Raw genomic sequence first — 26,015 nt, forward strand, 5'->3', positions numbered from 1 at the left:
TTTTAAGACTATTTATTAACAACAATTTTTTTAACCTGTTGTTGTGCACCCTGAGCTACTTTTACCATATAAATACCTTTGCTAAGACTTTGAATATCTACTAAATTAGTGTTACCCAAAAGTTTAGTAAACATTACCTCTCTGCCCTGCACATCGTAAAATGTGGCAGAAGCAGGCTCTGAAGAGCCATCCAGAAGATTTATGTTTACAGAGGCATTAGCAGGGTTTGGCCATACAGAAAACAGGTTTGCAACAACATCATCTACATCAAGAGTTTGTACACCACTGGTTACAATTAACGAATATTCTTGAGAACCAGTTGTTAAACTGCCTTTATGAGATACTGTAACAGTGTATTGACCTGATGCATTTGGTATATCTATACGCTCTATGTTATCTACTATATTATCTCCCTGTACCGCTGGAGCCTCATAAGTATCGGCTAATTTCCATGGGTAAAAAGTAGCTGCACCTTTTGTAACCCTTACATCAAGATCGTTTTTAAGCCTTGGCGAAGGATTATCTAAAAGAGACGATGCCGCACCTGCAGGATCTGTCCAGCAAATACTAACCTGAAGTTTTTGCCCTTCTTGGGCAATAACATTTATAGAAAAAGTTTCGCTATTAGATAACGATAACTGATTTATGTAAGAACTTGTACCGTTATTATTTATAGCTTCTACCGCTTTTTTTGCATCAAATAAGCCCCAGCCAAATCTTGGGTCTGGCCCATCGGCATCTCCTGCTTCATCTGCCGTATGGCAAATTAACCCTCTTAATGTAGCAGAGCGCATATAATCCGGAAAAAGCTGCCTGTAACGTTGCTGTAATAAAAGAGCGCCACCAGAAACTACCGGTGATGCCATAGAGGTACCACTTTCTATATCATAAGCAGAGTTACCTGAAGATACAGACGAAAGCAGCTGCATACCTTTTGCTGCAATATCTGGCTTTATCCTGTTATCATCTGTTGGGCCATAGCTGCTAAAAGGTGCTATAATAACATCTTCCGGTCCAGAATATTCTGCGGTTAAACCGTATACAGCAGCTACCGTTAAACAGTTTTTAGCCGTTTTAGCATTGTTAACAAGGTCGTAACCAAATTTAGATGGGTTATGTATCTGGTTGGTAGCCCTGTCGTTACCGGCCGCCTGAATAATAAGGTAATTTTTAGCATCAAACGCCACCTGGTCGTAAGCAGCAGACTGGCTTGAATAAGCCCCAAATGAACTTTCAGACAACTGCGATGCTATGGCGCCGTAAGAGTGGTTAGAAATTAATAATCCATTGGCCGCCGCCGAAGCCATCTCTGATGTATCATTATTCCAGTCGTAAGCATTACCGGTAGCCTGAGAAGCCATACCTTTTCCATCTCCATTTTCAGAGTTAAGGCCGCTGCCCATAATGGTACCCATTACGTGGGTAGAGTGGTCTGCCTGATTTGTTGCAGCATCTAAAATACTTAACCTTCCGCCAAAAGTGTTATGGGTAGCCCTTGGCCTGTCCTGGTCCCATAAAGCTACAAGCATGTTTTGCCCATCTAAATTTAAACCAAGGCTACCGCCGGTATTTAAAGAGTTAATGCCCGATGTAAATGCTGCATTAACATTTAATGTTTGAAAATATAATGGCCTTCCATCATCCTGCAAACCTACCAGCTCTGCAGTAGCGCCATCTTCGGTTATATAAGTAAGCGGCCAGCCGTTTGCTGCTGCAAGACGAAGCGCTTCTTCTTTATCTTTTGTGTTTTTTTCTGCAAATTCTGCAGCAAGCTTTTTAAGCTGCTCCTGATTGTAATCTTTTGTAATTACCTTTCGTTCTGCAGCTGTTTGTGCATGTGCAGAAAATCCGCCGGCAAGCACAAGGCCAAGAACAAACATTGATACAGTAATTTTTTTCATACTCTGGTTATATAATATTTATAGTTAATCTCATTTTTTAAACACAAACTGCAACAATTTTTAGGCTTGTAATTAAAAATGATTAGCAAAAATATAAATTCTGGCAAATTAAGCATCAACAATTTTGAATTTAACTTTCAGAACCTATATTTGCTACACGTAAATTTACGGTAAAATTTTAAATACGGTTTTTAATGCTGCTGCTTAAATACTCTGATACTCTTTATGAAACCGGTACTGATGAAGCCGGCCGTGGCTGCCTTGCAGGGCCCGTAACTGCGGCTGCCGTAATTTTGCCCGATAATTTTGAACTGGACCTGCTAAACGACTCCAAACAATTATCTGAAAAAACAAGGGAACACCTTCGGCCACTTATACAACAGCAGGCGCTTTGTTACCATGTGGTACATATTGAGCCGGAGATTATAGACGAGATAAACATACTTAATGCCTCCATACGCGCCATGCAGGAGTGCATTGTACAGCTAACCCCTACCCCGCATTATATTATTGTAGATGGTAACCGCTTTAAGCCGGTGGCCAATATACCCTACAGCTGTATTATTAAAGGCGACAGTAAATACCTTAGTATTGCGGCGGCATCGGTACTGGCAAAAACCTACAGGGATGATTACATGAACCGCCTGCACGAAGAGTACCCTATGTACAACTGGAAGAGCAACAAAGGCTACCCCACTTTAGAGCACCGCGAGGCGATAAGAAAATACGGCATTACAAAATACCACCGCAAAACATTCAGGCTTTTGCCCGAACAATTAGAGATGGATTTAGAGTTTTGTAAGTAGTATATATATTAAGGAGTAAAAAAGTAAATTTTATATCGATTTACACTCCTATATATTATAGGGGTAGTTTTTCGGCTTCAAGGTTTTGAGCCACGATCTCGGCTTCAAAAAGCCGGGCGAAATAATGCAGCAGTTTTGCTTTTACCTTTTCTTCGTCTACGCGCTCTACACCAAGCTCTACATTTAAAGAGGCTACCGTCTTGCCCCTTATACCGCAGGGTATAATATTATCAAAATAACCCAGGTTGGCATTTACATTTAGCGCAAAGCCGTGCATGGTTACCCAACGCGATGCCCTTACGCCCATTGCACATATTTTGCGGGCAAAAGGCGTGCCCACATCAAGCCAAACTCCGGTTTCGCCATCGCTGCGGGTTGCAGTAACACCATAATCGGCCAGGGTTAAAATTACCATCTCTTCTAAAAAGCGAAGGTACTTGTGTATATCGGTAAAAAAATTCTCCAAATCTAAAATTGGATAGCCCACTATCTGGCCGGGGCCGTGGTACGTAATATCGCCGCCACGGTTAACTTTATAATAAACGGCATCTTTAGCGGCAAGCTGTTTTTCGTTTAACAGCAGGTTGTCTATATCGCCGCTTTTGCCAAGCGTATATACGTGCGGGTGCTGCACAAACAGCAGATAGTTAAGTGTTTCCAGAGTTAACTCCTCGCGCCTGTTGCGTATTTTTAAATCTACCGTTTCCTGAAAAAGGTTTTCCTGGTACTCCCAAACATCTTTGTAATCTCTTAATCCCAGGTCGCGAAACCAAATTTTTTTGTTCATCGCTTTAGCATCTAAATTGTAGCACAAATTTACAAAACTTATTGCCACCAAATACACCATAAAAAAACCGGACAGTAGTACCCGGTTTTAGATGTATATAATTTAAGGAGTTATTTTTCGAACTCTACCTGTAAAGCCAGTTGTGTGGGGTTATCCAGATACTCCAGCAGGCTGTAGGTTATGCTTACGCTCTTTTTGTCTTCGCCAATAATCGCGGCCTTATTAGACACTGATTTTATTTTTTTAGGAAACTTATACTTAACCGTATACGTAGAGCCCTCCATCATTGGTTTGTACATATTTAGTGAGTCGTTAGATGCGGCTGCACTTTTTAGCAACTCTACATTTTTTTTAAATGCCTTACCATCATATGAATATTTTACTGTGGAATGGTTATTTAAAAAGCCAAGCGCCTCTGCTTTTTTAGAATCCTGAGATTTTGCCAGTTCTCCAAAATTCTGCATTGCATCACTAACTTCGCTTACCTTTTTAAAATTGTTTATAATATCAAAATTGAGCTTGCCCTCTTCGGCATCAACCAGCACGTGTACCGATAGGTTTTCTAAAGCCTTTAGCCTTTCCTGCTCTGCCTTTGGCAGCTTGGCAATACTGTCTTTCTTTTCGGCAAAAATTTCTTTAAAAGTAATTATAGAGTCCACTTTTTTATTGGCTGCTTCGCCCATTTGCCCTGCCCCAAAAGCCATAAGCTGAGAACCATCCATAGCAAATGTAGCTGTACCGCTACCATCGTTATTAACGGTTATATTTTCTGTAAAGTTGCAAGATGTGGCAAAAAAAGCAAGTAATAAGCCCAGTGCCGGTACAAGTAATGATCTCATATTTGTTTATTGTTTTAGGTATATTTTTATTAGACGACAACACCTGTATATTGTTACACAGCCCAAATTGCTTATTTATTAAATATCATTATCTTTGCAGGCTTAAAAACATAATAACCATGCAGCTTTCAGAACAAGAAATCATTCGCAGAGAAAAACTGGATTCGCTGAGAAACCTCGGCATCAATCCTTATCCGGCAAACCTTTATCCTGTAGACACTACGTCTAAGCAGGTTAAGGAAGATTTTTCTGAAGGTAAGAAGGTGGTTGTAGCAGGCCGTTTAATGTCTATCCGCGTTCAGGGCAAGGCTGCTTTTGCCGAAATCCAGGACAGCGAAGGCCGTGTGCAGGTGTATATTAACCGCGACGAAATTTGCCCCGGCGAAGACAAAACCCTTTATAACGAGGTGTTTAAAAAACTGATTGACCTTGGCGACTTTGTGGGCGTTAAAGGTGAGCTTTTTACTACGCAGGTAGGCGAAAAATCGATACGTGTGCACGAGTTAACGCTGCTAAGCAAAACGCTTCGCCCGTTGCCAATGCCTAAAACAGATGCCGATGGCAAAGTGTTTGACAGCTTTAGCGACCCCGAACTGCGTTACCGCCAGCGTTATGTAGACCTTGTGGTTAACCCGCAGGTTAAAGAGGTTTTTGTAAAAAGAACCAAAATGTTTAATGCCATGCGCAGCTTTTTTAACGATAAAGGCTATTTTGAGGTAGAAACCCCAATACTACAGCCAATACCGGGCGGTGCTGCTGCAAGGCCGTTTGTTACACACCACAATAGTTTAGATATGCCGCTCTACATGCGTATTGCTAACGAATTATACCTAAAACGCCTTATTGTGGGTGGTTTTGATGGTGTTTACGAGTTTTCTAAGAATTTTAGGAATGAAGGTATGGACAGGACGCACAATCCTGAATTTACTGCCATGGAAATATATGTAGCCTATAAAGACTACAACTGGATGATGGAGTTTACCGAGAACCTGCTGGAGCATTGCGCCATTGCGGTTAACGATACGGCCGATGTTACTTTTGGCGAGCACCAGGTTAGCTTTAAAGCGCCTTATGCACGTGTTACCATGACCGATGCCATTAAACAATATACCGGTTTTGATATTACAGGCAAGACCGAGGCTGAGCTGTTTGAAGCCGCTAAAGGCATGGGCATTGCGGTTGATGACACTATGGGCAAAGGCAAGCTTATTGATGAGATTTTTGGCGAAAAATGCGAGGGTAACTTTATACAACCTACATTTATTACCGATTATCCTAAAGAGATGAGCCCGCTTTGTAAAGTACACCGCGATAACCCGGAGCTTACCGAACGTTTTGAGCTTATGATTTGTGGTAAAGAGGTAGCCAATGCTTACTCTGAGCTTAACGACCCTATAGACCAGCGCGAGCGTTTTGAGGCTCAGCTAAAACTATCTGAACGTGGCGATGTTGAGGCTGCCCAGTTTATTGATAACGACTTTTTACGTGCCCTGGAGTACGGCATGCCGCCTACAAGTGGCCTTGGTATTGGTATGGACAGGCTTATTATGTTTTTAACCAACAATGCATCGATACAAGAGGTATTGTTCTTTCCGCAAATGAGGGCAGAGAAAAAAGCTGTAGAGCTTACCGACGACGAAAAGGCTATTGCCGAGATACTTAAAGTAAGCAGCCAGCTTGCGCTTGATGCCCTTAAAACACAGGCAGGCTTAAGCGGTAAAAAGTGGGATGCTGCCATGAAAGGCCTTGCTAAACATGGCCTTGTAAAAGTTACCCTTGAGGGCGATACTAAAACCGTAGAATTTAAAGGATAACACCTTAAAACTGATATATTGTAAAGCTGCTATAAATTTATAGCAGCTTTTTTTATGCCTGTTATTTTTAGATTTACTACTTTAGGATTCAGATTAAAAACACAAACATGGCTATAAGCAGCGAATACACCTACTGGCACCTAACCCCGCACGGGTGGGTAGATGGCAACTCTAAAACCGATTCGGGCAACTGGTCTAAATCAGTGCCGTATGATACTTTTGTGACTGTAAAATATCAGGAGGTATTGGAGGATGATTTTAGCATTACTAAAACTACCGAACGTACTGAGGTGCGTACCGACACAGCCCGCATACAAGAGTTGGAAGCAAAATTTCCGTTTGAATTTCATATATAAAAAGTAAGGCTGCCATTGGCAGCCTTACTTTTTATAGCAATTGAATGCTATTTAAAAATATCTTCTATCTTGTTTTGTTGCTTTACCTTGATTACAAGCTCTGTAATAGCGATAAGGAAAAACACATAGCCAAAAGTTTGCACATACTCCGTCAGCATTTCGCCAAAACTGGCCGGCATCTCACTTAGGTGTGATTTCATAAACACCTCGTCGTTAAACATATACGGCAAAAATATTATAGACAGTACCGCCAGCCATGCAACCGGATAACTCTTAGTTTTAAAGTACATCTCGAAATCGTGTACCAAAAAATGCCTGTTTCTGTACAACTGCATCCCCGTAAACAAAACAATAACTGCTGCCATTATGCACCATAACACATAGTGCGATGTGCTTATAAAAAGCGTGCCCTGCTCTATTAAAAGCGCATAAGACCCCAACCCAAATAGCAGTGCAAAAATGCTTTGGTAGCTATCGCTGCGCTTAGAAAAGCTGTACGCAAAGGCAACAACACTGCACAGCACCAGTAGTACCGTTTGCAGTCCGTCGATTAGCAAATGAGCATTAGTGGTCTTGCCAGAAAAAGCCTGCACAGCGTCTTCTTTTATAAAAAATACGGCCATAAACAACAGCAATGCGTAAAAAACAGCCTTTTCTATAGACTGTATTGCCTGCTTTCGGGTATCTACCACCCTGTTAGAGTAAAATATCTTTTGCTTGGCGCCGGCTTTGGTTTTAGTGATAACCTCTGTTGCGGTAACCGTTTTTTCGGTGCCTACAGAAATTTTTGTAATAACCCTCATAGTCATTATAATAAGGTGGTACTGTATAGTAAATTGGTTGTACAAAGATAACTATTCTGTAAGCTTTTTAGTATGCACTACCCTTAACAATAGTAACTATTTATTAACGTTGGCTACAGGCTATAATTAAGATTTACAGACCAGCGGTAGTTGGCCTCTACCCTGCCGCCGGTTAAATTCTGGGTAATAGGCAGCATGCCGTTAACACCCACAGAAAATTTACCCATACCGGCCTCTACACCCAGCTTGCCAAAAAGGATGTCGCCTTTGGTATCGGGCAGATCTTCGTTAAACTGCCTGTTGGTGGCATATACTTCGCCGGCAAGGCCCAATTGGGGTACAATGGTGTATTTGCTGCCTTCAACCATATAAAAAAGCGTGCCGGCATAGTTAAACTGGTCGCCAAACTGGTAATGCTGGCTGTTCTCGGTCTTAAAAACGTAATTAGCCATGGCGTTAAGCCCCACGCTGCCGTGTTTAACAATATATTCGGCAGCAAGAATATAATCCCAACTGCCGGTACCCACCTGAAAGCTTGGGTTAACACTGCCGTTGTTAGCGCCATCGTACTTGCCGGTAGGTGCTTTTACACCGCCACCCAGTTGCAGGTTCTGGCTAAAGGCCGTGCTGTCGGTTTGGGTTTGGTATACGGTGTAGAGCCCCAGGACGGTAATATCGCCCAGGCCACTAATTTCCTGGTGCCCGGTAGCGAGGTTGCGGTTATGAAAGTGGTACGGCACCTGCGCCGACACCTGGAAGTTTTTAAACACCGGCACCCTGGCCCACACCTGCATGGTGTTGAAATTTTCATCTACCCAGGGTGAGTTTTTAAAGATACCATCGCGGCTGGTGTAGCTTTGGTAAAAGTAACGGACGCCCACAAAGTTTTTATCGATCATAGAGCTAAAACCCATGCCCCCTCCGCTGGCAGAACAGCCGCATGCATCGCAATCATCAAAATCGTACATGTACTTAGCAAAGTCGAAGTCCGAAAGTGAATCTTTAGGGCTTGCCGAGGCAAATTGAGCGACAAAAAGTAGTAAAAATACTATATAATTTTTCATTAGGTTTGGTAATAAAATAACGGATTGTTTATGTAATCGGTATCGGTAAGTGTTTTTAAAAAGGCGCTGATCGCGTCTTTTTCTTCCTGCGATAGCGGTATACCCAGTGTACCGTTCTGGTTCAAAACAGGGTCTAAAGTACTGGAATACAACACTCCACCGGCATAAAAATTAAGCACTGACTGTAACGACCCAAAGCGGCCATCGTGCATGTAGGGTGCCGTAACTTCTACATTGCGCAGGCTGGGCACTTTAAACTTGTATCTATCTGTAGTAAAGCCGGTTACAACTTCCCTACCCAGATCGTTAAGATTAGGATTTGGCGGTAAACCGTTGTTACGGAAGGCACTATCGGTAAACAGGTCGGTTTTATGGCAGGTAGCACATTTGGCCTGAAACAGCCCTAACCCCTGCAACTCCTGCGCGGTAAGGCTGCCGCCCGGCTCGTTGCGTACATACCTGTCGTACCGAGAGTTAGACGACACCATCATCGTCATAAACTGACCCAAAGCCTTTAATATATTACCCGATGTTACGCCACTACCATCAAAAGCCAGCGAGAACAGCCTTACATACTCTTTATCTACCTGTAACTTAACGGCTATGGTTTCCAAGGTTTCAGCCATTTCCACAGGGTTGTGGATGGGCACTATAGATAACATTTCCAGGCTGTTAGAGGCTCCGTCGTAAAAATACTCCGCTTGGAATGCCATATTTTGTACTGCCGGGGCGTTACGCGTACCTACCTGATCGTTAATACCGTGGCTAAAGTCGTGCCCGTGGTGCGTAAAGGCATAACCCTGTTCATGGCAAAAAGAGCAGGATATGGTGCCATCTGCCGAAAGGCGGCCATCGTAAAACAGCTTCCTGCCCAGCTCAAAACCCTTCTCTGTCGGGTAATTGTACTCAATATCCTGAGCCAGTGGCGGAAAGTTAGACGGTACGTTAAACGCAAGGCGGTTATTGCTTTCGGCTACAGCCTGATAATCATCGTTGTTACCACAGGAAACAAGCAACAGGCAGGACAGCGCAAACAGTACTTTGAGGCACTTACTCTTCATGATGATCGCCTGCTCCATTGTGTACATGATCTACCTTAAACATTGACAGCGTGTTGTTTGCAATATCTATAAGGCCCTGCCCACCCATAATAGCCGCACCGGTATTGGCGGTATTAAGGGCATCAAAAAGCCTGATCTTGGTAGCACCATCTAATATAACATTAGCATCGGCAATCAGGTGAATGCTTGGGGTTTCGTCAGTCCGTACGCGGGCGGTGTTGGGTAGCGTAAGGGTAATTTCGCGGTAATTATCAGTAGCGGTATTGCTACCCTGATGTACCTGGAATGTCTTTTCGCCATCGGTTTGGGGCGATGTAAACGTACCTTCAAAATTGATGAATTTATAGCCCGTACTCCATGTCCACGTTAGTTCGCTGGCAGCGGCCAGGTCCCAGAAGCTTTGCTGGGCGGTTTCGCCCTGCAGATAGCGTTGCTGGTCTACCCCAAGGCCAAACCTTACCTTAGTGTAATTACCGGCAGGCATGCCCTCTAAATGCACTGTAGTGCTGTTAGCACCCTCGTTTATAATAAAATAGCTGTTCTCTTTAGGATACACCACCTCGGTACCATCTTCGGCAATAAGCACAAAATTGCTTACAATATAGTTAAGGCGGTTAATTTTAAGCGACTCGCCGTTAGAGTTGGTGTAGGCCGATGTATTGAGCAAAAGGTCGTCTCCGTTAACCGAGTTGTCAAAAAATATCTCGGCATCTCCTGTGCCCGATACGGCGGTTGTATCATCATCATTATTACACGATACCAAAGTTGTAGCCACGGCCATAGCGGCCACAATATGTTGTAGTTTAAATTTCATTTGTCTGGAAAAAATTATTAATTAAAGTATAAGCATGCACACAACAGCTATAAAGCGTTGCGAATGCGAGCACTGATGACACATTAACCATCAGGTAATTAAAACTTTAAGAAATAACAAGCGGGGGATGAAACACCGGCGCACAATTTAAATGCGAATATAAATTACGGTACACCGGTGTGTTCTTTTTTACTGCATTGGTAAAATGGGCAAAAGTATAATCAGCAAAAGCCTGGCAAAATAGGACTTCGGTCTCAATATGCGATGATTTTTTTTCAGATAACGGTTTTTCCTGATCGGCGGCTTTGGCCAGCTCTTTCATTAAATGACACTTGCCGTTGCAATGCATTTGCGGCTTTGCCTTGTTTTCGCACAGCACCTTTGTAATATAATCGTAATTAGCCATGTAGCTAACCACCGGCAGTACTGGCTTTAGCAACATCAAAAAGGCTATTATGGTTATAAGATTTTTCACAGTGCAAAAGTATAGGGTATCAGGATATAATTATTGGTTACGCACAAGCTATTGCAGTGCCTTTTACGAAAAGCAAAACAAATAGATTGATTATCTAAACCAACCGCAGTGTAAAGGTAAAATTTAGGCATTCTGGCTGCGGCGAAACAGCTCCGGCGTTTGCTGGGTCTGCTTTTTAAAGAAAGTTACAAAATAAGAAGCATGCCCAAAACCCAGCTTATCGGCAATTTCGTTTACCGAATAATTGGTGTAATGCAGCAGCCTGCGCGCCTCTACTATAATGTGCCGCCTTATGATGTCGCCCGCCGTTTGGCCCGTTTCTTCCTTACATATCTTATTCAGGTAGTTAGGGCTAACGTTAAGCATATCGGCGTAGTCTGAGGGTAGTTTCTTTTCTTTAAAATTACGGTCGATCAGCTTTTGGAACAGGTGCATTTTTTCCTGCTTAAGCGTAGGGCTTTTTGCCACCTGCAACGGATTATACAACCGCTCCATCTCGAACAAAAAGATGTTTAGGTACGAGCGCATTACCTTTTCGCTCTCCTTGCGTTCTTCTATAAACTCGCCCAACAAAAACTCCAGCAGCTTTTGCAGGTGGCTGTGTTGTGAGGCAGTAAGCACAATATCCGGCTGTGCTTCCCTCTCTAAAAAAGAGAACTGGCTTAGTATATTGTTGTTATAGCGCAACGAAAAAAACTCTTCGGCAAAGCAAATAAGCGTGCCTGTTGCATTTTGGGGTAATTCAAAACTATTTATACAACCCGGTTTAATTATAATAATCATTGTGTTGCCTGCGGCAACGGCCTGCCCGTCTATACGCACTTCTCCGCTGGCCCTATCCAGTACAAGAAAGGCATAGAAATCGTGCTTGTGCGGCTGTGCCAGGATAGGAAATTGTTGCAATAACGACTGCACATTGCCCATCCAGAACTTTTTAGAATGATTACCAAATACGCCAAGGTTGCAAACGGGTACTTGTACGGTTTGCATGTAATACGGTATTGATTAATGAATAAAACTGTGGCGTTTTATACGTTAACCGGCGGCCTGAAAACAGCAACGCTAATTAATGAGGTATATAAATTATGGTAACCAACGCTATTTTTTTGTGTAAAAATAACGGGCAACGCTTTAAAAGTATAATTAGTAGTAGAGGTAAGAAACAGAACTTCGGCCTGTTGGGTGGCGACTTTTTTGTCTGATGCCGGCTTTTCTTTTTCGGCAGCTTTGGCAAGCTCTTTCATAAGATGGCACTTGCCGTTACAGTGCATTTGCGGCTTTGCCTTGTTTACGCACAGCTCTTTAACTATGTAGTCATAGTTAAGAATGTACTCCAATACAGGCATAACCGGCCGCGCCAGTAACATAAATACTACTATAAAAACAGCATTTTTCACGTTGCAAATGTACGTGGCACGGGCTGGTTTAAAAAATTTATTGCGGCTTAAATTAAACCTTTTTGCCATTGGGCTGTCTTACCTGCATAACTTATTAAAATTAAAATTATGAAAACTTGGATTTTAGCTATGGCGATGATGATGGGAGTTGCAATGAATGCGCAGCCGGGAGAAGGCAGGCCGCAGAGAGGTCCTGAAGGTAAACACCACGGCATGGAACAGCGTGACCATTTTACGCCCGAACAACGAACCGAACTTAAAGTTAAGCACCTTACCCTTGCTTTAGACCTTACCGATAAGCAGCAAAAAGACCTGCAGGCTTTATTTTTAAATGATGCAAAACAAAGGCAGCAATTTATGGCGCAACATAAAGCAAATAAAGATGCCGGCAAAAAACCAACTGAAGATGAACGCTTTGCAATGATGACAAAAAAACTGGACAGCCAGATTGCCATGAAAAGAGAAATTAAAAAAATTCTTACGGCAGAGCAATATCAAAAATTTGAGGCTCAAAAAGAAAAAAGGCATGAAAAAGTTGCGAAACATGAAAAAAACTTTAAAAAGCACAACAGAAGATAAATTTTTAGTGTTAAAGTTTTGTGATGATTTCTAAATTAATTAGATTTGACGTTATAAACACTAAACAAAAATCGTTTATCATGAAAAAAATAATTGCTCTTTTCGTTATCATGCTTGGATTTGGCTTTACTGCAAATGCCCAGCAAAAAAAGGCTGCAGTAAAATCTGCTGCTGTTGCTTCAACTGCTACACCTCAACAAACTGCTAAAGCTGCTACTATTGAAAAAGCTGCTATTAGCGATGTAGAATCTTTAAACAGTTTTATTCCGCTTAAGGATGCCGACAGACAAAGCCTTAAAGGCCTGTTTGCTTACAAACACGAATTATTAAGTGATGCTGCACTTAGCAAAGAGCGCAAAGATATTGTATCTCAAACTATCGAAGCTAAATTAAGAGCTACACTTTCTCCTGAGCAAATGGCAAAACTTGATCAGAACACTAAATTGCTTAACACTCTTACTCACTAAGAAATTGTTATACCATAATAAAAAAGCTCCCTTTCGGGAGCTTTTTGCTTTTATAACGTGGCCGCTACTTTTTGTATGGCACTTAATGTAAAGTCGAGATCATCGTACGTTAGGGCATCGGTAATAAACCATGTTTCGTAGGCTGATGGTGCTATGTAAACCCCCTCGTTTAACAAGCCGTGAAAGAACTTCTTAAACGTTTCGTTATCGCCTTTGGCAGCCGATTTAAAATCGGTTACCGGGCTGGCATCAAAATGTACCGATATCATAGAGCCTACCCTATTAATGGTATAAGCAATCGCTGCATCATCCAATATCTTACGGATGCCTGCTTCTAAATACGCTGTTTTTTCTTCGAGCCTTGTAAATATAGCTGCATCGTTATTTAATGCCTTAAGCATTTCTAACCCTGCTGCCATTGCCAACGGATTACCCGATAAGGTACCCGCCTGATATACCGGACCAATTGGCGCAAGGTAATTCATAATCTCGTTACGGGCCGCAAAAGCGCCAACAGGCAGCCCTCCGCCAATAACTTTACCGTAAGCAACAATATCGGCTTTAATGCCGTAAAGCTCCTGTGCGCCGCCCTTTGCAAGCCTAAAGCCCGTCATTACCTCATCAAAAATAAGTAAGGCACCGTTAACATCGCAAATTTCCCTCAGGGCTTGTAAAAAGCCTTTGGCAGGTGGCACGCAGCCCATATTGCCCGCAACAGGTTCTATAATTATCGCGGCAATATCGTTAAGGTTGGCCGCAAATAATTCTTTAATATTATCGAGGTCGTTATAGGTAGCCAACAGGGTATCTTTAGCCGTACCCTGTGTTACACCGGGGCTGTTGGGCGTACCAAACGTAACTGCACCACTACCCGCCTGTATAAGGAACGAGTCTGAGTGCCCGTGGTAGCAACCCGCAAATTTTATAATTTTTTCGCGGCCTGTAAATCCGCGCGCTAAACGCACTGCGCTCATGCAGGCTTCTGTACCGCTGTTTACAAAACGTATCTTATCTATATTGGGCACCATAGCTACTGCTAAGGCAGCAATCTCGGTCTCCAGGGCGGTAGGCGCACCAAACGATGTACCTTTTTTAGCACGCTCTATAACGGCGTTTACAACAGGCTCGTAAGCATGACCTAATATCATAGGGCCCCACGAGTTAATATAATCTATAAAACGGTTACCGTCTTCGTCATAAAGATACGGGCCGTTTGCTTCTTTAATAAAAATTGGTGTGCCACCTACGGCCCTAAAGGCACGTACGGGCGAGTTTACGCCGCCTGGTATTACCTTTTCTGCTTCGGCAAACAGCTGGCTGCTACGTTGGTATAACATAATTATTTTACTTTAAGTACCTGCCCTATAGAAATTGCGTTGCCGTTAAGCCCGTTTAATTGTATAAGCGCATCTACAGTGGTGTTGTGTTTTTTAGAAATAGAATACAGTGTGTCGCCCTGCACTACTTTGTACGACCCTACAGCAATGGTTTCGTCTGCCTGGGCAACGGCCTGCACTACACTTGGCGACGGGGCCGGTGTTGCCGCAACAACAGGAGCCGGAGCCGTTACAGGGGTTGACGGTTTAGGGGTAGGTGCCGGTGCTTTTACAGGTGCCTTAACAACCGGCGTAAAATTGTTGCCTAAAACTTCGGCATCGTATTTTGCAAGTTCGTAACGCTCTATAAGGCCAATTAGCTTTTCAGGATATTTTGGGTCGGTGGCATAGCCTGCCGACCTTAAACCTTTAGCCCAGGCTTCGTAATCGTCTTTCTCTAATTTGAATAAAGCAGCATAACGCCCCCTTGTAGTAAGGAATAACGAGTGGTCGTTAAACGACTCTGATGGCTGGCTGTATTTCCTGAAACACTCCTGTTCAGAGTCATCATCGTGGTAAATTTTATCGCCGGTCCAGTCGTTATGGCATTTAATACCAAAGTGGTTGTTGGCCGTAACGCACAGTGTACCTTTACCCGCACCACTCTCTAATATGCCCTGCGCTAATGTAATACTGGCAGGTATGCCGTGGTTCTTCATATTTTGTTTGGCAACATCTTTATAATCTAAAACGTATTGCTTTACAAGATCTGAATATACTACGGTTTTAGAGGTAGATTCCAGCACCTCAACTTCGCGGTCGTCTTTTTTAGAGTTCGAAGCGGTTGCAGTGTGCGTTTTAGTAGTTGTTGTTTTCTTTTTACGGCTATTTTTTGCCGTACCGTTTTTAGTTGTTTGTATATAGTGCTTTTTAGAGCTTCCGCAGCTTACAATAAGGCTTAACAATACAAAAGCTAAAATTTTTTTAAACATATCTTACGATTTTATTATAGGTAGTTTCTTTCTTATAAGTTCTTTGTTCATGCCTGCAATACCCTGGAGCCCACCGGTATGAATAAGCAAAATGTTAGAGTTTGGCGCAAACCAGCCTTTATTTACCAAATCTATAACGCCAAAAAACAGCTTTGCCGTATACACAGGGTCTAACAGAATGCCGGTTTTAACATAGAAATCGTTAATAAACAGTATCAGTTCTTCGGTTACTTTGCCGTATCCTCCAAAATGATAGTCTTCCACCAGCTCCCAGTTGCCCTTAGGCGCAAATTTACAAATATCATTTAATAAACCCGCACCTTTAAGTGCAGGAAAACCAAGAACTTTTTGCCCTTCTGCCGCCGAATTGATGATCCCTGCAATGGTACCGCCTGTGCCTACCGCACAGCAAACGTGTGTAAAATTGGCATCGTTAGCATCTAAAATCTCTTCGCAGCCCTTAACCGCGAGGTCGTTAGTTCCGCCTTCGGGCAACAGGTAAAAATCGCCAAATTGTTGGATAAGATTAGCAATAAAATCGGGTTCGGTTTTATTTTTATAAGCCTCACGGGTAATAAAATGCAGCTGCATGCCGCACTGTTGTGCAAAAGTAAGCGTAGGGTTATCGGCAATTTTATGGGCCAGTTCTTCTCCCCTAATAATGCCTATAGTAGCAAAGTTATACTCCTTACCTGCGGCTGCGGTTGCGGCTATATGGTTGCTAAAGGCCCCACCAAAAGTCAGCAGCGCAGTTTTGCCTTCGGCTTTAGCCTGAAGTATGTTGTATTTTAGCTTCCGGAATTTATTTCCTGATATATGCGGGTGCAGTAAATCTTCGCGCTTTACGGTAAGCGTTATATTATTGTTAAATTTTAGAGGTATAACGTGATTCATTATGCAAAGTAAACACAAAAAACGGGGCTATAAAATTACCTTTTAGCTAAAAATGCAATATTGGCATAAGTTGATCTATGTTAAGATACTACATGTTAATTTTTAGTATCTTTGTACTCTTATTTGCAATGTGATGAAAATTGAAGATGAACATTATAGCAGCCCCCTTATTGCAAAGATATCTTTTCATAAGGTGCTGGAAACACTGGAGGAAATTGCAGAATCTGACGTAGATTATAGATCTGATTACGCCAAGGCACTGCTTGCCCATACGGCCCCCTACCCTGAGCTTCGTGATGGTATTACCGATCTCTCCTTACTGGATAAGCACGAAAAACTGATTAAAAACCTTTTAGCCGACCTTTTTCCTACCGCGCTAACTAACAACGAAATTAAGGCTGCATCTATACCTTTTTTTAATACAACCTTTAACCATACAGCACGCTTTAAAAAAATACTGAACGACGCCGGTCAGGATTTTAATAAAACCATTCGTAATTTTGAAGATAACCAGTTTTACGTTTTTTGCTGTTGCCTGATACTAAACAGCTATTACGGCTATCATTTTGATTTTAGCCAGCCTTTGTTTTATGATATACCGGATGCTGAAGGGGTTATGAAACACTACCGCATTATGTACAATGGCGATTTTATGGAAATTATCCGTACAGAAAAAGCTATTGATATTACCGATGAGGATGTGGTATTGTTAATGGATAACTTTGATGATGTTGCGCTCTGGAAAGAGAAATTTCCCGAAGAAAGCTGGATATCTAAAGGCTTTGCCATAGTATCGTTATTTGATGCCACTACCGAGAGTGCCATATCGAGCCTTAAAAGCAACCTGCTTGTAAGTGATGATTTTGCCGAGGTAAACGAAGGCAATTTTGAGGCGATATTCAGGTCGATTTACAAAATACCCGACCTGCGCATTGGTTTTACCGAGGTAAGCACCGAAGACAACTTATTTAAGCTGGCACCTTTTGCCGATATTAAGAGCCACATTTTAGCCGATAATAAAGAGATTAACTGCAACAATATGTTTTGCAGCGAAACGCTTGATGAGTTGCTGGAACAACGCAAATACCTGATTATATCAGACGTTGAAGCGTATGAGGTAAAACACCCATCGGAATGCGATTTGGTAAAGCACCTGCTTTCGCAAAATATTAGGAGCATTATTCTTGCCCCTATTATTAAGAACAATAAAATGTACGGGTTTATAGAACTGGTTTCGGCCCGCCCAAGGGAGCTTAACAGTATTAATGCCAACAAACTGGAGTATATACTGCCGTTTCTAACCGATACTATAGAACGCTACTACTCTGAATTGCAGAACGAGGTAGACGCTATTATCCAAAAAGAATATACGGCCATACACCACAGTGTGTACTGGAAGTTTAGGGAAGAAGCGCTTACGCACGTTAATAAACGCAACAACCGCGAGAATTTTAAGGAGATTGTTTTTAGGGAAGTATACCCGCTTTACGGCCAGATAGACGTTAAAGGATCGTCGACTGCGCGTAACGAGTCGACCGAGAAGGACCTTGCCCTACAGATAACCAAACTGTTGTCGCTCTTCCGTTTTATCTTCAAGCAGGAAAAACTGCCGCTTATAGAACAGCACATTTATGAGCTGGAAAGTATTGAAGATGAACTAAAAAAAGAACTGAAAGCCGATACCGAAGCTACAGTACAAAATTATATTATAAACGAAGTACACCCGGTTATACAGCATTTTGATTCGGCTAATAGTGCCATTCACGATAAAATTGCCCAATATTTTGGCACGCTGGACAGCAAGGTAAAAATGGTGTACGAAAGCCGTAAAGATTTTGATGATACCCTGTCGGTAATCAACAAGCAAATGGCTGCGGTACTGGATGAAAAACAGGCGCAGGCGCAGCAGTTCTTTCCGCACTATTACGAGCGTTTTAAAACCGATGGTGTAGAGCACAACCTATACATTGGGGCATCTATATCGCCCAAGCATTCCTACAACCCGCTTTATCTAAATAACCTTAGGTTATGGCAGTTGCAGGCCATGTGCGAAATGGAGAACGAATATTACAAGCTTAAACCATCGTTACGGTATGAGCTGGATGTAACATCGCTAATACTGGTGTTTAGTTCGCCTATCTCGATACGTTTCCGTATGGACGAAAAACGTTTTGACGTAGATGGCACGTATAACGCCCGCTATGAGGTGGTTAAAAAACGTATTGATAAATCTAACATTAAAGGCACCAAAGAGCGTATTACCCAAAAGGGCAAAATAACTATTGTGTACACCCAGAAAAAGGAAGAGGCAGAATACCGAAGGTATATTCAGTTTTTGCAGCACCAAAACATGCTGGGCAACGTTATAGAAAGTTTTGATGTAGAAGACCTGCAAGGCGTAACCGGGCTTAAAGCCCTGCGTGTTGAAGTTAGCTACAACAACCTGCAAAGGCCCGAAGGAACTTACAGCTATGAAGACCTTTTAAAAGAATTATCGCATAAATAAAACTTTACTTTATACACAAAAGGCAGCCAATTGGCTGCCTTTTGTTATTGATATTAATATCGTACGTGCTTAAAGCATCCAGAAGGCGGTTACAAATGCCGCTACCGATGCCAGTATACCTACCATAAATATATTATAGGTAATGCGCAGCAGGTTGTATTTTCTGTTTAATACCTTACCTAAAAAGTAAAGGTCTTTAATCATGGCGTTGTACAGGTAATCGCGGTCTTTCATCATATCGTTAATGGCCCATTCGTATTCTTCTAAAGGCATTTTGTAAAAGTTACCAAAAAACAAAAGGTTAACCCTTCGCTCATCAATATCCTTACGGGTAAAAGTACCGGTAGTAACCTTTGGCCTTGTAGAGAGTATGGCAAAAACTATAGAGGTGGTGCTAAAAAGCATCATAACAAACGTTGGTATAATAAGGTGTGCATTGGCCGGCGCATCCAGTTTGGGTATAATGCTACCCAAAGCAATAGATATTATAATAGCATTTACAGAGAGCAGTATGTTGGCCTTGCTATCGGCAATTTCGCTCAGGCGGGTATGGTTATTAAGGGTAACCCTAAACATGGTATCGATACCACGGTCTGGCCTGTCTAACTTTTCAAGCTTCTTTTTATTAAGTTTGTCTTTAGGTACTTTTTTCTTTCCTGTTTCCAGCTCGTTAATTATGCCTTGTAATGATGCAATATTGGCCTCTTTAAGCGGTTGCAGCTTTTCTTTGCCATAGGTGGTATAAAAACGGTGGTTCATCAACAGCATCTTGCGGTTGCCGGCACACCATTCTAAATCGGTATATAACTTATGCTGGGTTAGCTTCCACTCCTCACGAAGCAGTTCAGATAGCAATGTGTAATTGCTTTCGGCAAAATGCGAGCAATCGGCATCCTTAATAATTTTTTCAAGGTGCGTTTGGGGCTCAGCCTCCATTTTTGTAATGCGTATAAGCTGTGCCACGGTAGCCGCCTTATCTGCCGGATAGCCTTTTTCTAACAGGTATTTCTCGGCCATAACAGCGCTCCGTTCCTCATGGTCTGTTGGCCCGTCTACATAGCCGGCATCATGAAACCATGCTGCCAAAATAACCATTTCGGCATCGGCATCAGCCACACCTTCTTCTTTGGCAATAATAGCCGCGTAGTTTACAACCCGTAAAGTATGGTTAAAATTATGGTATATATAATCCGGAGATAACCTATCTTTGAATAAGTGAAAGACGTAGCTTTCGGCATTTTCAACAAAATTCATGTGCACTGAAATTAACACTACCAATTTATGAAATTCTTTTGGGTAAACCGTAGTACTGTAAGAAATATTAAACGTTTCTTATTTCTATTTATTTTATCCTGCCTTTACTCCTGCGCTACCCACCATGCACAGTACGGAAAAGAGGCTCTTGCACCGGCACCGGACAGCCTGAAGCCCGGCGAACTTATGCACCGTTTTTACCTTGTGGGCGATGCCGGCTATGCCACCCACCCCAACTCGCAGCAGCTTTTAGGCATCTTAAAGCCAAAGCTTGCCACCGAAAGCAAAAATGCCACCCTTTTATACCTTGGCGATAACATTTATCCGTTAGGCATGCCGCCCGAAGGCCATAAAGACCGTAAAGAGGCCGAGGCGTCTTTAAACAGCCAGCTGGAAATGGCTACCGGCTTTAAAGGCAATGTGCATTTTATACCCGGCAACCACGACTGGTACCACGGACTTAAAGGCCTGGAAGAAGAATCCAAACTGGTTAATGCAAAGCTTGAAAAAAAAGACGGCTTTTTACCCAAAAAAGGCTGCGGTATAGACGATGTTAAAATAGACGACAATATTACGCTTATTACCATAGACAGCCAGTGGTTTATAGAAGACTGGGACAACTACCCTACCATAAACGACGACTGCACCATTAAAACCCGCGAGGGCATGTTTACCGAACTGGAAAGCCTGCTGAATAAAAACCAGGATAAAATAGTAATACTTGCCATCCACCACCCGTTAATGACTAATGGTACGCATGGCGGGCAATTTTCGGCAGAAAAGCAGTTATTCCCCCTAAAATATAAAATACCCTTGCCTGTGTTGGGCACTATGATAAACCTGGCGCGCGAGGCATCGGGCTACAGCACACAGGATAAGCAAAGCCGCGTTTACGGCACGCTTGCCGGCAGGATCCAGACATTGATTCAGGATAAAACCAATGTGGTGGTGGTATCGGGCCACGACCATAATTTGCAGTACATCCACAAAGATAATATACACCAGATAGTAAGCGGGTCGGGTTCTAAAGAAGAGGCAGCCAAAGCCGTTAACCCCGAAGATTTTAGCTACGGCGCCAACGGTTATGCCATATTAGACGTATTTAAAGACGGCCTGGCAAAAGTTACCTACTACAGCACTAAAAACGGTAAAGACGAAAAACTGTTCGAAAAAACAATGCTGCAAAAAGCACCTGTTGTTTTAAAACAGTACCCTGAGAGTTTTCCGGCTACCACAACCACATCGGTCTACACCCCGCAAATGACAATGAAAAGCGGGTTTTACAGGTTTTTATTCGGCACCCATTACAGCAAAGTATACAGCAGGCCGGTAACGGTGCAAAACCTTGCCATAGATACGCTATACGGTGGCTTAACCCCGGGCCGTGCGGGTGGCGGGCACCAGAGTAACTCGCTTAGGCTGGTAGATAAAGACGGTAAAGAATATGTTATGCGCGGCATTAAAAAGAGTGCTACCCGTTTTTTGCAGGCTACCGCTTTTAAAGACCGCTACGTGGGCGATGATTTTGACAACACATTTGCCGAAAGTTTCTTATTAGATTTTTACACCACGGCACACCCCTACACCCCGTTTATTGTAGACGAGCTGGAAGAAACAGCAGGCATTTATCATACCAATCCGGAGTTGTACTACATACCCAAACAAAACCCGCTTAAAGAAAATAACGAAAAGTTTGGCGATGAGCTGTACATGGTTGAAGAGCGCCCTATAGACGAGTTTAAAGACCTGGCCAGCTTTGGCAAACCCGATGGCATAGATGGCACTGATGATGTTTATGCTAACCTGCGTAAGGACGGCAAGTACAAAATAGACGAGCGCGCTTACATTCGCGTGCGACTGTTTGATATGCTTATAGGCGACTGGGACCGCCACGGCGACCAGTGGCGCTGGGCGCGTTACAAAGAGAAAGACAGTGTGGTGTACCGCCCTATTCCGCGCGACCGCGACCAGGCGTTCCCTAAATACGATGGTGCGTTGCTGTCCATCCTTATGAATATTCCCGGGCTTCGCCACATGCATACTTTTAAAGAAGATGAGCGCAATATTAAATGGCTAAACCGCGAACCGTATGCCTTAGACCTTGCCTTTATAAAACAGGCCGGAGAACAGGTGTGGCTGGATGAGGCCAAAGCATTGCAACAAAGCCTTACCGATGAGGCTATAGATAAGGCTTTTGCCGGATTGCCAGCCGAGATGCAGGACGAAATATCAGACGATATTAAAGCCAAACTTAAGGCAAGGCGCGCCAAACTGGAGCGTTTTGCATTAGATTATCGCGAAACACTGCTAAAAACAGTACTTATTACCGGTACCGATAAAAAAGAGCGTTTTGTTATTACCCGCATGCCTGCCGGCGATACCGATGTTAAGGTGTACAGCCTTAAAAAGGATGGCGAGGTATTGGTACATTCGCATACGTACAACAAAAAACAAACCAAAGAAATCTGGATTTACGGCCTTAATGATGATGATACTTTTGAGGTTACCGGCAAACCTAAAAAGCCTATTTTACTCAGGCTATTGGGTGGGCAAAACCACGATACCTATACTGTAGAGAACGGCAAGAACATTAAAATATACGATTTTAAAAGCAAGCCCAACACTTATAATAACGAGGGTAAAGCACAAATGCTACTTACCAACGATTACGAAACCAACACTTACGACCCCGAAAAACCTAAATATAACTTTATAGCAGGCTACCCTACCATTGGCTATAACCCGGATGATGGTACTAAATTTGGCGCTATATTTAATTATACCGTAAATAACTTTAACCGCAGGCCATTTTCGCGCAGGCATACCGTAAGGCTAAATTATTTTGCAGCCACCAATGGTTTTGACGTATCGTACCGTGGTGTGTTTATGAATATTGCCAGCCGTTGGAATTTTGCGTTAGATGCTCGTTTTACGAGTCCTAATTTTAGTATTAACTATTTCGGCATGGGCAACACAACGCCAAATTATGATGACGACCTGGGGCTGAATTACAACAGGGTTAAAATGCAGATACTAAAGGTTGCGCCTTCGTTTTTTAGCGAGAGCAGAAACGGCAGCTTTATAGAATTTCAGGCACCGTTTGAAACCATAGAGATAGACGGCAGCCGCAACCGTTTTGTAAACCAGCCGGGCAACATTGCAGAGCGCCTTTTTGAGCACCGCCAGTATGCAGGGGTTCAGGCACTGTACAGTTTCTCAAATTTTGATAATAAGTCGCTGCCGGCACTGGGCATGTCGTTCTTTTTATCGGCAGGATGGAAAACCAGTTTAGACGAGATTAAGCGTAATTTTCCGCACCTTGAGGCGGGTATAACTTTTGTGCACAGGCTTACGGCCGATGACAGGCTGGTATTTGCATCGTCGGTTAAAACAAAATTACTTTTTAATAATAATTTTGAGTTTTACCAGGCCGCTACCCTTGGCGGCGATCTTGATTTGCGTGGCTACAGGCGCGAGCGTTTTACGGGCAAGCAATCTGTTTACCACAGTACCGATTTAAGGTTTACCATTGGCAAATGGAAAAGCAGCTTTGTACCTCTTAAATACGGTATACTGGGCGGGTACGATTATGGCCGCGTTTGGCTAAATAACGATACCAGCAACAAATGGCACCAAAGCGCCGGCGGTGGGCTATGGCTAAATGCCGTAGATGCCGTTACAGCGAGGGTTACTTATTTTAGGGGGAGCGATGGCGGCCGTATGGCCTTTGGCTTAACCTTTGGTTTTTAGTAAATCAGATATTTTAACGGTATAGAGTTTTTTGCCCTCGTTGCCTTTTTTCTCATCGGCAATAAGCAGGTTGTCGTTATCCTTAAAGCAAATAGCCTCTTTTTGCGATACGTGGTTAAGGTCGATCTCCTTAATATCGCAATCGGCAAAAGCACCGGCGCCAAAGTTAGTCAGCATCCATATTTTACCTCCGGATAGCAGTACCGCTTTGGTACCATCGGGGCTAATATCGGCACTGGTAATAGCACATTTACGGTGGTTGTTGCAGGTTGCAATGTTACCCAGTAATTTTGCAGCATGGTTACCCGGTTTGTTAGGCACGCTATAAACGCCAACGGTGCCATCAAAACCTTTACTACGGTTTTTTGTAAACAGATAAAAGTTACCGTTGTGCTCAAAAAACGATTCGCAGTCAAACACCCAGTTCGATTTTTTGGGAGGGAATTCCGTTTGCTCCGGATAGTTAAACGTAATTTTATACGCCACTTTGTCCAGGCTGTTGGCCTCTAATTTATAGATGGTAAGATCCTGGCGCACGTTGTTGTTGTTACCAAAATCGCCAATATAAATATTACCCTGCTTATCGGCGGTCATGTCTTCCCAGTCAACATTTTTGGCATTGGCAACCATTACTTCTTTAGTAATCTTACCGGCTTCGGTAATATTATAAATACGATTTTCGTCGCCGCTGTCCTGCAATACCCACAACGAATTATTTACATATTCCATACCCGATACCTCTTTAAGCGGCAGGTTGGCAATTACTTTTAATGGAGTGTCAGAAGTGGTGCACGACATAAGCACCAGTGCCGCAAGGGCTATATAGATGGATTTCATATAAACTAAAGTATTTTCCTGTAAAATTACTGCGCAATTTAATAGAAATACCAAACTTTAGGGTTGATTTAAGAATAGGCCATAAAAAAAACCATCGGTTATGTACCGATGGTCTCCACTACTAAAAAAAATCAAAGTACTAAAAAAGTGTTGTTGGCATTGCCCCGTTGTACAAGGGCGCTGCATTGTGTTTTATATTTCAAAAGTGTACTAAACTTTTTATAACTCTTTTAAGTACAAATAGCGGCAATGCACCAATAATATGTGCGTGCATATATTCTAATAGCAAACATACACTGAGTGCAAAATAAATTTACATTAAAACCAAAATAAACGTTAAAATGAATGTTTTACACGACAATCTGCACTAATTAATAAGGGTTATTTGGTGTTAATCATGCGTTAATTGTAACGGTATTGCAATATGCTATTGGTAACTTTATCAATATAATATACCACCACTATGAAAAAGCAACCTAATTTTAAAGCTGCCTTTTTGGGTTTAGCCGCTCTTGCATTGCTAACATCCTGCGAGAAAAAAGACGAACGTAAAGAAGCCGAAGCCCGCGAAGAGGCCAAAGTGGGCAAAATATATAATCCGGAAGAACAGGGCATGGAGCACGAGAACCATGAAAACCAGTTTCCATCCAGCAGGAATAATAATAAAAAAGGCGAAGGTTTAGAAACCGGTACCCCAAGCGATACCGCCGTTACTAAAACACAAGAAGCACAGCAACCCGTAAAACAATAATAGTATGCAAACCAATACAGCTAAAGAAGACCATAGCCAAACGCAGGAATTGCGGGGCTTATTTGAACAACAACTTAAAGAGCTGTATTGGGCAGAAGGTGTTATGCACGATATGTTGCACGGCATTATTATACAATCGTATTCTAAAGACCTTGTAACGCTTTTAAAAACCCATATGGATGAGACCTGTGGCCATGTACGACGTTTGGAAAAGATATTTACCTCTATTGGCATTGCTGCCGAGGCCGAACCGTACGAGGCCATTAAATGCCTTGTAAAAGAGGCCGAAAGCTTTATAGAGTCTACCCAGCAGGGTGTTGTTAGAGATGCCGGCATTATTGCTGTGCTGCAAAAGCTTAAACATTACGAAATTGCCTGCTACGGCACCATGAGGGCCTATGCACTGGCCCTTCGCGAAGAAGATGTTGTGGTATTGCTGGAGCAAACGCTGGAAGAAGAAAAAGGTACCGACCTGCTGATGTCGGGCATTGCAGAGTCGCACATTAATATTGAGGCGGCCGATAAAGAAATTTAATAACAAAAAAATATGGT

Annotated in this window: 24 protein-coding genes; 9 read left to right on the forward strand and 15 right to left on the reverse strand. The window is 42.7% G+C overall.

The genetic code is table 11. From position 1 onward, the window contains the following. Window positions 1-8: 8 nt before the first annotated feature. Window positions 9-1,901 carry a S8 family serine peptidase gene (locus G509_RS21425; RefSeq protein ID WP_051199933.1) on the reverse strand — a complete coding sequence of 631 codons (1,893 nt, stop codon included), beginning with the start codon at window positions 1,899-1,901 and terminating at the stop codon, window positions 9-11. Window positions 1,902-2,095: 194 nt separating this feature from the next. Here G509_RS21425 and G509_RS0104145 point away from each other — a divergent pair, with 194 nt between their 5' ends. After that, window positions 2,096-2,707 (forward strand): ribonuclease HII, encoded by a 612-nt coding sequence (locus G509_RS0104145; protein ID WP_026990369.1) that lies wholly within the window; start codon window positions 2,096-2,098, stop codon window positions 2,705-2,707. A 55-nt stretch (window positions 2,708-2,762) separates the two neighbouring features. Here G509_RS0104145 and lipB read toward each other — a convergent pair whose 3' ends face one another. Both lipB and G509_RS0104155 read right to left on the reverse strand, forming a co-directional pair. Beyond that, complete coding sequence (gene lipB / locus G509_RS0104150; protein WP_026990370.1) at window positions 2,763-3,494, reverse strand: lipoyl(octanoyl) transferase LipB; 732 nt, start codon at window positions 3,492-3,494, stop codon at window positions 2,763-2,765. Between the two features lie 110 nt (window positions 3,495-3,604). Beyond that, window positions 3,605-4,333, reverse strand: a complete 729-nt coding sequence (locus G509_RS0104155) for a hypothetical protein (protein ID WP_026990371.1) — start codon at window positions 4,331-4,333, stop codon at window positions 3,605-3,607. A gap of 119 nt (window positions 4,334-4,452) precedes the next feature. Between G509_RS0104155 and lysS the strand changes: the two genes are divergently transcribed. Continuing rightward, entirely contained in the window at window positions 4,453-6,147 is a 1,695-nt protein-coding gene (gene lysS, locus G509_RS0104160) for a lysine--tRNA ligase (RefSeq protein WP_026990372.1), read from the forward strand. Window positions 6,148-6,254: 107 nt separating this feature from the next. Then, window positions 6,255-6,503 carry a hypothetical protein gene (locus tag G509_RS0104165; protein ID WP_026990373.1) on the forward strand — a complete coding sequence of 83 codons (249 nt, stop codon included), beginning with the start codon at window positions 6,255-6,257 and terminating at the stop codon, window positions 6,501-6,503. A gap of 47 nt (window positions 6,504-6,550) precedes the next feature. Here the strand turns inward: G509_RS0104165 and G509_RS0104170 are convergent, their stop codons facing one another. The 7 genes from G509_RS0104170 to G509_RS0104200 form a co-directional block, all read right to left on the reverse strand. Further along, complete coding sequence (locus G509_RS0104170; protein WP_035738463.1) at window positions 6,551-7,306, reverse strand: hypothetical protein; 756 nt, start codon at window positions 7,304-7,306, stop codon at window positions 6,551-6,553. 113 nt (window positions 7,307-7,419) lie between these two features. Then, window positions 7,420-8,370: a transporter family protein gene (locus G509_RS0104175; protein ID WP_026990375.1), complete on the reverse strand. Its 951-nt coding sequence runs from the start codon at window positions 8,368-8,370 to the stop codon at window positions 7,420-7,422. After that, entirely contained in the window at window positions 8,370-9,431 is a 1,062-nt protein-coding gene (locus tag G509_RS0104180; protein ID WP_035738465.1) for a cytochrome-c peroxidase, read from the reverse strand. Before G509_RS0104180 ends, G509_RS0104175 begins: the two co-directional genes overlap by 1 nt. Then, window positions 9,421-10,245, reverse strand: a complete 825-nt coding sequence (locus tag G509_RS0104185) for an MbnP family protein (protein WP_026990377.1) — start codon at window positions 10,243-10,245, stop codon at window positions 9,421-9,423. The genes G509_RS0104180 and G509_RS0104185 overlap by 11 nt, the downstream gene beginning before the upstream one ends. A gap of 106 nt (window positions 10,246-10,351) precedes the next feature. Further along, window positions 10,352-10,720, reverse strand: a complete 369-nt coding sequence (locus G509_RS0104190; protein ID WP_242604855.1) for a hypothetical protein — start codon at window positions 10,718-10,720, stop codon at window positions 10,352-10,354. Window positions 10,721-10,843: 123 nt separating this feature from the next. Next, on the reverse strand, window positions 10,844-11,710 hold the full coding sequence (locus G509_RS0104195) for an AraC family transcriptional regulator (RefSeq protein ID WP_026990379.1): 867 nt from the start codon (window positions 11,708-11,710) through the stop codon (window positions 10,844-10,846). A gap of 38 nt (window positions 11,711-11,748) precedes the next feature. Then, window positions 11,749-12,186: a hypothetical protein gene (locus G509_RS0104200; RefSeq protein WP_244877496.1), complete on the reverse strand. Its 438-nt coding sequence runs from the start codon at window positions 12,184-12,186 to the stop codon at window positions 11,749-11,751. A 39-nt stretch (window positions 12,187-12,225) separates the two neighbouring features. Between G509_RS0104200 and G509_RS21430 the strand changes: the two genes are divergently transcribed. Together G509_RS21430 and G509_RS0104210 are read left to right on the forward strand one after the other, a co-directional pair. Continuing rightward, window positions 12,226-12,696, forward strand: coding sequence for a Spy/CpxP family protein refolding chaperone (locus tag G509_RS21430; protein WP_131450707.1), 471 nt, complete (start codon window positions 12,226-12,228; stop codon window positions 12,694-12,696). A gap of 80 nt (window positions 12,697-12,776) precedes the next feature. Then, a complete protein-coding gene (locus G509_RS0104210) occupies window positions 12,777-13,163 on the forward strand; it encodes a hypothetical protein (RefSeq protein WP_131450706.1) in 387 nt (128 codons plus the stop codon). A 50-nt stretch (window positions 13,164-13,213) separates the two neighbouring features. Here the strand turns inward: G509_RS0104210 and hemL are convergent, their stop codons facing one another. The 3 genes from hemL to G509_RS0104225 are packed head-to-tail and all read right to left on the reverse strand — an operon-like array spanning window position 13,214 to window position 16,365. Then, window positions 13,214-14,500: a glutamate-1-semialdehyde 2,1-aminomutase gene (gene hemL, locus G509_RS0104215; protein ID WP_026990382.1), complete on the reverse strand. Its 1,287-nt coding sequence runs from the start codon at window positions 14,498-14,500 to the stop codon at window positions 13,214-13,216. A gap of 2 nt (window positions 14,501-14,502) precedes the next feature. Beyond that, window positions 14,503-15,471 carry a glucosaminidase domain-containing protein gene (locus G509_RS0104220; RefSeq protein WP_026990383.1) on the reverse strand — a complete coding sequence of 323 codons (969 nt, stop codon included), beginning with the start codon at window positions 15,469-15,471 and terminating at the stop codon, window positions 14,503-14,505. 3 nt (window positions 15,472-15,474) lie between these two features. Next, entirely contained in the window at window positions 15,475-16,365 is an 891-nt protein-coding gene (locus G509_RS0104225) for a 1-aminocyclopropane-1-carboxylate deaminase/D-cysteine desulfhydrase (protein WP_026990384.1), read from the reverse strand. 133 nt (window positions 16,366-16,498) lie between these two features. On the opposite strand from G509_RS0104225, the gene G509_RS0104230 reads away from it, so the two are divergent. Further along, window positions 16,499-18,871 (forward strand): GAF domain-containing protein, encoded by a 2,373-nt coding sequence (locus G509_RS0104230; RefSeq protein ID WP_035738467.1) that lies wholly within the window; start codon window positions 16,499-16,501, stop codon window positions 18,869-18,871. 69 nt (window positions 18,872-18,940) lie between these two features. On the opposite strand, the gene G509_RS0104235 is transcribed toward G509_RS0104230, so the two are convergent. Beyond that, window positions 18,941-20,125 carry a Pycsar system effector family protein gene (locus tag G509_RS0104235; protein WP_026990386.1) on the reverse strand — a complete coding sequence of 395 codons (1,185 nt, stop codon included), beginning with the start codon at window positions 20,123-20,125 and terminating at the stop codon, window positions 18,941-18,943. 27 nt (window positions 20,126-20,152) lie between these two features. Here G509_RS0104235 and G509_RS0104240 point away from each other — a divergent pair, with 27 nt between their 5' ends. After that, window positions 20,153-23,875, forward strand: a complete 3,723-nt coding sequence (locus G509_RS0104240; RefSeq protein WP_026990387.1) for a metallophosphoesterase — start codon at window positions 20,153-20,155, stop codon at window positions 23,873-23,875. On the opposite strand, the gene G509_RS0104245 is transcribed toward G509_RS0104240, so the two are convergent. Beyond that, complete coding sequence (locus G509_RS0104245; RefSeq protein ID WP_026990388.1) at window positions 23,858-24,712, reverse strand: hypothetical protein; 855 nt, start codon at window positions 24,710-24,712, stop codon at window positions 23,858-23,860. The two genes, G509_RS0104240 and G509_RS0104245, sit on opposite strands and share 18 nt — an antisense overlap. 463 nt (window positions 24,713-25,175) lie before the next feature. On the opposite strand from G509_RS0104245, the gene G509_RS0104250 reads away from it, so the two are divergent. Continuing rightward, window positions 25,176-25,463, forward strand: a complete 288-nt coding sequence (locus tag G509_RS0104250; protein ID WP_026990389.1) for a hypothetical protein — start codon at window positions 25,176-25,178, stop codon at window positions 25,461-25,463. Window positions 25,464-25,467: 4 nt separating this feature from the next. After that, window positions 25,468-25,998 carry a YciE/YciF ferroxidase family protein gene (locus G509_RS0104255; RefSeq protein WP_026990390.1) on the forward strand — a complete coding sequence of 177 codons (531 nt, stop codon included), beginning with the start codon at window positions 25,468-25,470 and terminating at the stop codon, window positions 25,996-25,998. Window positions 25,999-26,015 lie beyond the last annotated feature (17 nt).

The sequence above is a fragment of the Flavobacterium subsaxonicum WB 4.1-42 = DSM 21790 genome (assembly GCF_000422725.1).
Taxonomy (GTDB): domain Bacteria; phylum Bacteroidota; class Bacteroidia; order Flavobacteriales; family Flavobacteriaceae; genus Flavobacterium; species Flavobacterium subsaxonicum.

What these genes read in the sequence shown, in the direction of transcription:
- G509_RS0104200 (WP_244877496.1), bottom strand. Translation starts at nt 12,186, where the DNA reads ATGGCAAAAAGGTTTAATTTAAGCCGCAATAAATTTTTTAAACCAGCC.
- lipB (WP_026990370.1), bottom strand. Translation starts at nt 3,494, where the DNA reads ATGAACAAAAAAATTTGGTTTCGCGACCTGGGATTAAGAGATTACAAA.
- G509_RS0104240 (WP_026990387.1), top strand. Translation starts at nt 20,153, where the DNA reads ATGAAATTCTTTTGGGTAAACCGTAGTACTGTAAGAAATATTAAACGT.
- G509_RS0104155 (WP_026990371.1), bottom strand. Translation starts at nt 4,333, where the DNA reads ATGAGATCATTACTTGTACCGGCACTGGGCTTATTACTTGCTTTTTTT.
- G509_RS21430 (WP_131450707.1), top strand. Translation starts at nt 12,226, where the DNA reads ATGAAAACTTGGATTTTAGCTATGGCGATGATGATGGGAGTTGCAATG.
- G509_RS0104145 (WP_026990369.1), top strand. Translation starts at nt 2,096, where the DNA reads ATGCTGCTGCTTAAATACTCTGATACTCTTTATGAAACCGGTACTGAT.
- G509_RS0104220 (WP_026990383.1), bottom strand. Translation starts at nt 15,471, where the DNA reads ATGTTTAAAAAAATTTTAGCTTTTGTATTGTTAAGCCTTATTGTAAGC.
- G509_RS0104185 (WP_026990377.1), bottom strand. Translation starts at nt 10,245, where the DNA reads ATGAAATTTAAACTACAACATATTGTGGCCGCTATGGCCGTGGCTACA.
- hemL (WP_026990382.1), bottom strand. Translation starts at nt 14,500, where the DNA reads ATGTTATACCAACGTAGCAGCCAGCTGTTTGCCGAAGCAGAAAAGGTA.
- G509_RS21425 (WP_051199933.1), bottom strand. Translation starts at nt 1,901, where the DNA reads ATGAAAAAAATTACTGTATCAATGTTTGTTCTTGGCCTTGTGCTTGCC.
- G509_RS0104210 (WP_131450706.1), top strand. Translation starts at nt 12,777, where the DNA reads ATGAAAAAAATAATTGCTCTTTTCGTTATCATGCTTGGATTTGGCTTT.
- G509_RS0104235 (WP_026990386.1), bottom strand. Translation starts at nt 20,125, where the DNA reads ATGAATTTTGTTGAAAATGCCGAAAGCTACGTCTTTCACTTATTCAAA.
- G509_RS0104225 (WP_026990384.1), bottom strand. Translation starts at nt 16,365, where the DNA reads ATGAATCACGTTATACCTCTAAAATTTAACAATAATATAACGCTTACC.
- G509_RS0104170 (WP_035738463.1), bottom strand. Translation starts at nt 7,306, where the DNA reads ATGAGGGTTATTACAAAAATTTCTGTAGGCACCGAAAAAACGGTTACC.
- G509_RS0104250 (WP_026990389.1), top strand. Translation starts at nt 25,176, where the DNA reads ATGAAAAAGCAACCTAATTTTAAAGCTGCCTTTTTGGGTTTAGCCGCT.
- G509_RS0104255 (WP_026990390.1), top strand. Translation starts at nt 25,468, where the DNA reads ATGCAAACCAATACAGCTAAAGAAGACCATAGCCAAACGCAGGAATTG.
- G509_RS0104195 (WP_026990379.1), bottom strand. Translation starts at nt 11,710, where the DNA reads ATGCAAACCGTACAAGTACCCGTTTGCAACCTTGGCGTATTTGGTAAT.
- lysS (WP_026990372.1), top strand. Translation starts at nt 4,453, where the DNA reads ATGCAGCTTTCAGAACAAGAAATCATTCGCAGAGAAAAACTGGATTCG.
- G509_RS0104180 (WP_035738465.1), bottom strand. Translation starts at nt 9,431, where the DNA reads ATGAAGAGTAAGTGCCTCAAAGTACTGTTTGCGCTGTCCTGCCTGTTG.
- G509_RS0104165 (WP_026990373.1), top strand. Translation starts at nt 6,255, where the DNA reads ATGGCTATAAGCAGCGAATACACCTACTGGCACCTAACCCCGCACGGG.
- G509_RS0104245 (WP_026990388.1), bottom strand. Translation starts at nt 24,712, where the DNA reads ATGAAATCCATCTATATAGCCCTTGCGGCACTGGTGCTTATGTCGTGC.
- G509_RS0104230 (WP_035738467.1), top strand. Translation starts at nt 16,499, where the DNA reads ATGAAAATTGAAGATGAACATTATAGCAGCCCCCTTATTGCAAAGATA.
- G509_RS0104175 (WP_026990375.1), bottom strand. Translation starts at nt 8,370, where the DNA reads ATGAAAAATTATATAGTATTTTTACTACTTTTTGTCGCTCAATTTGCC.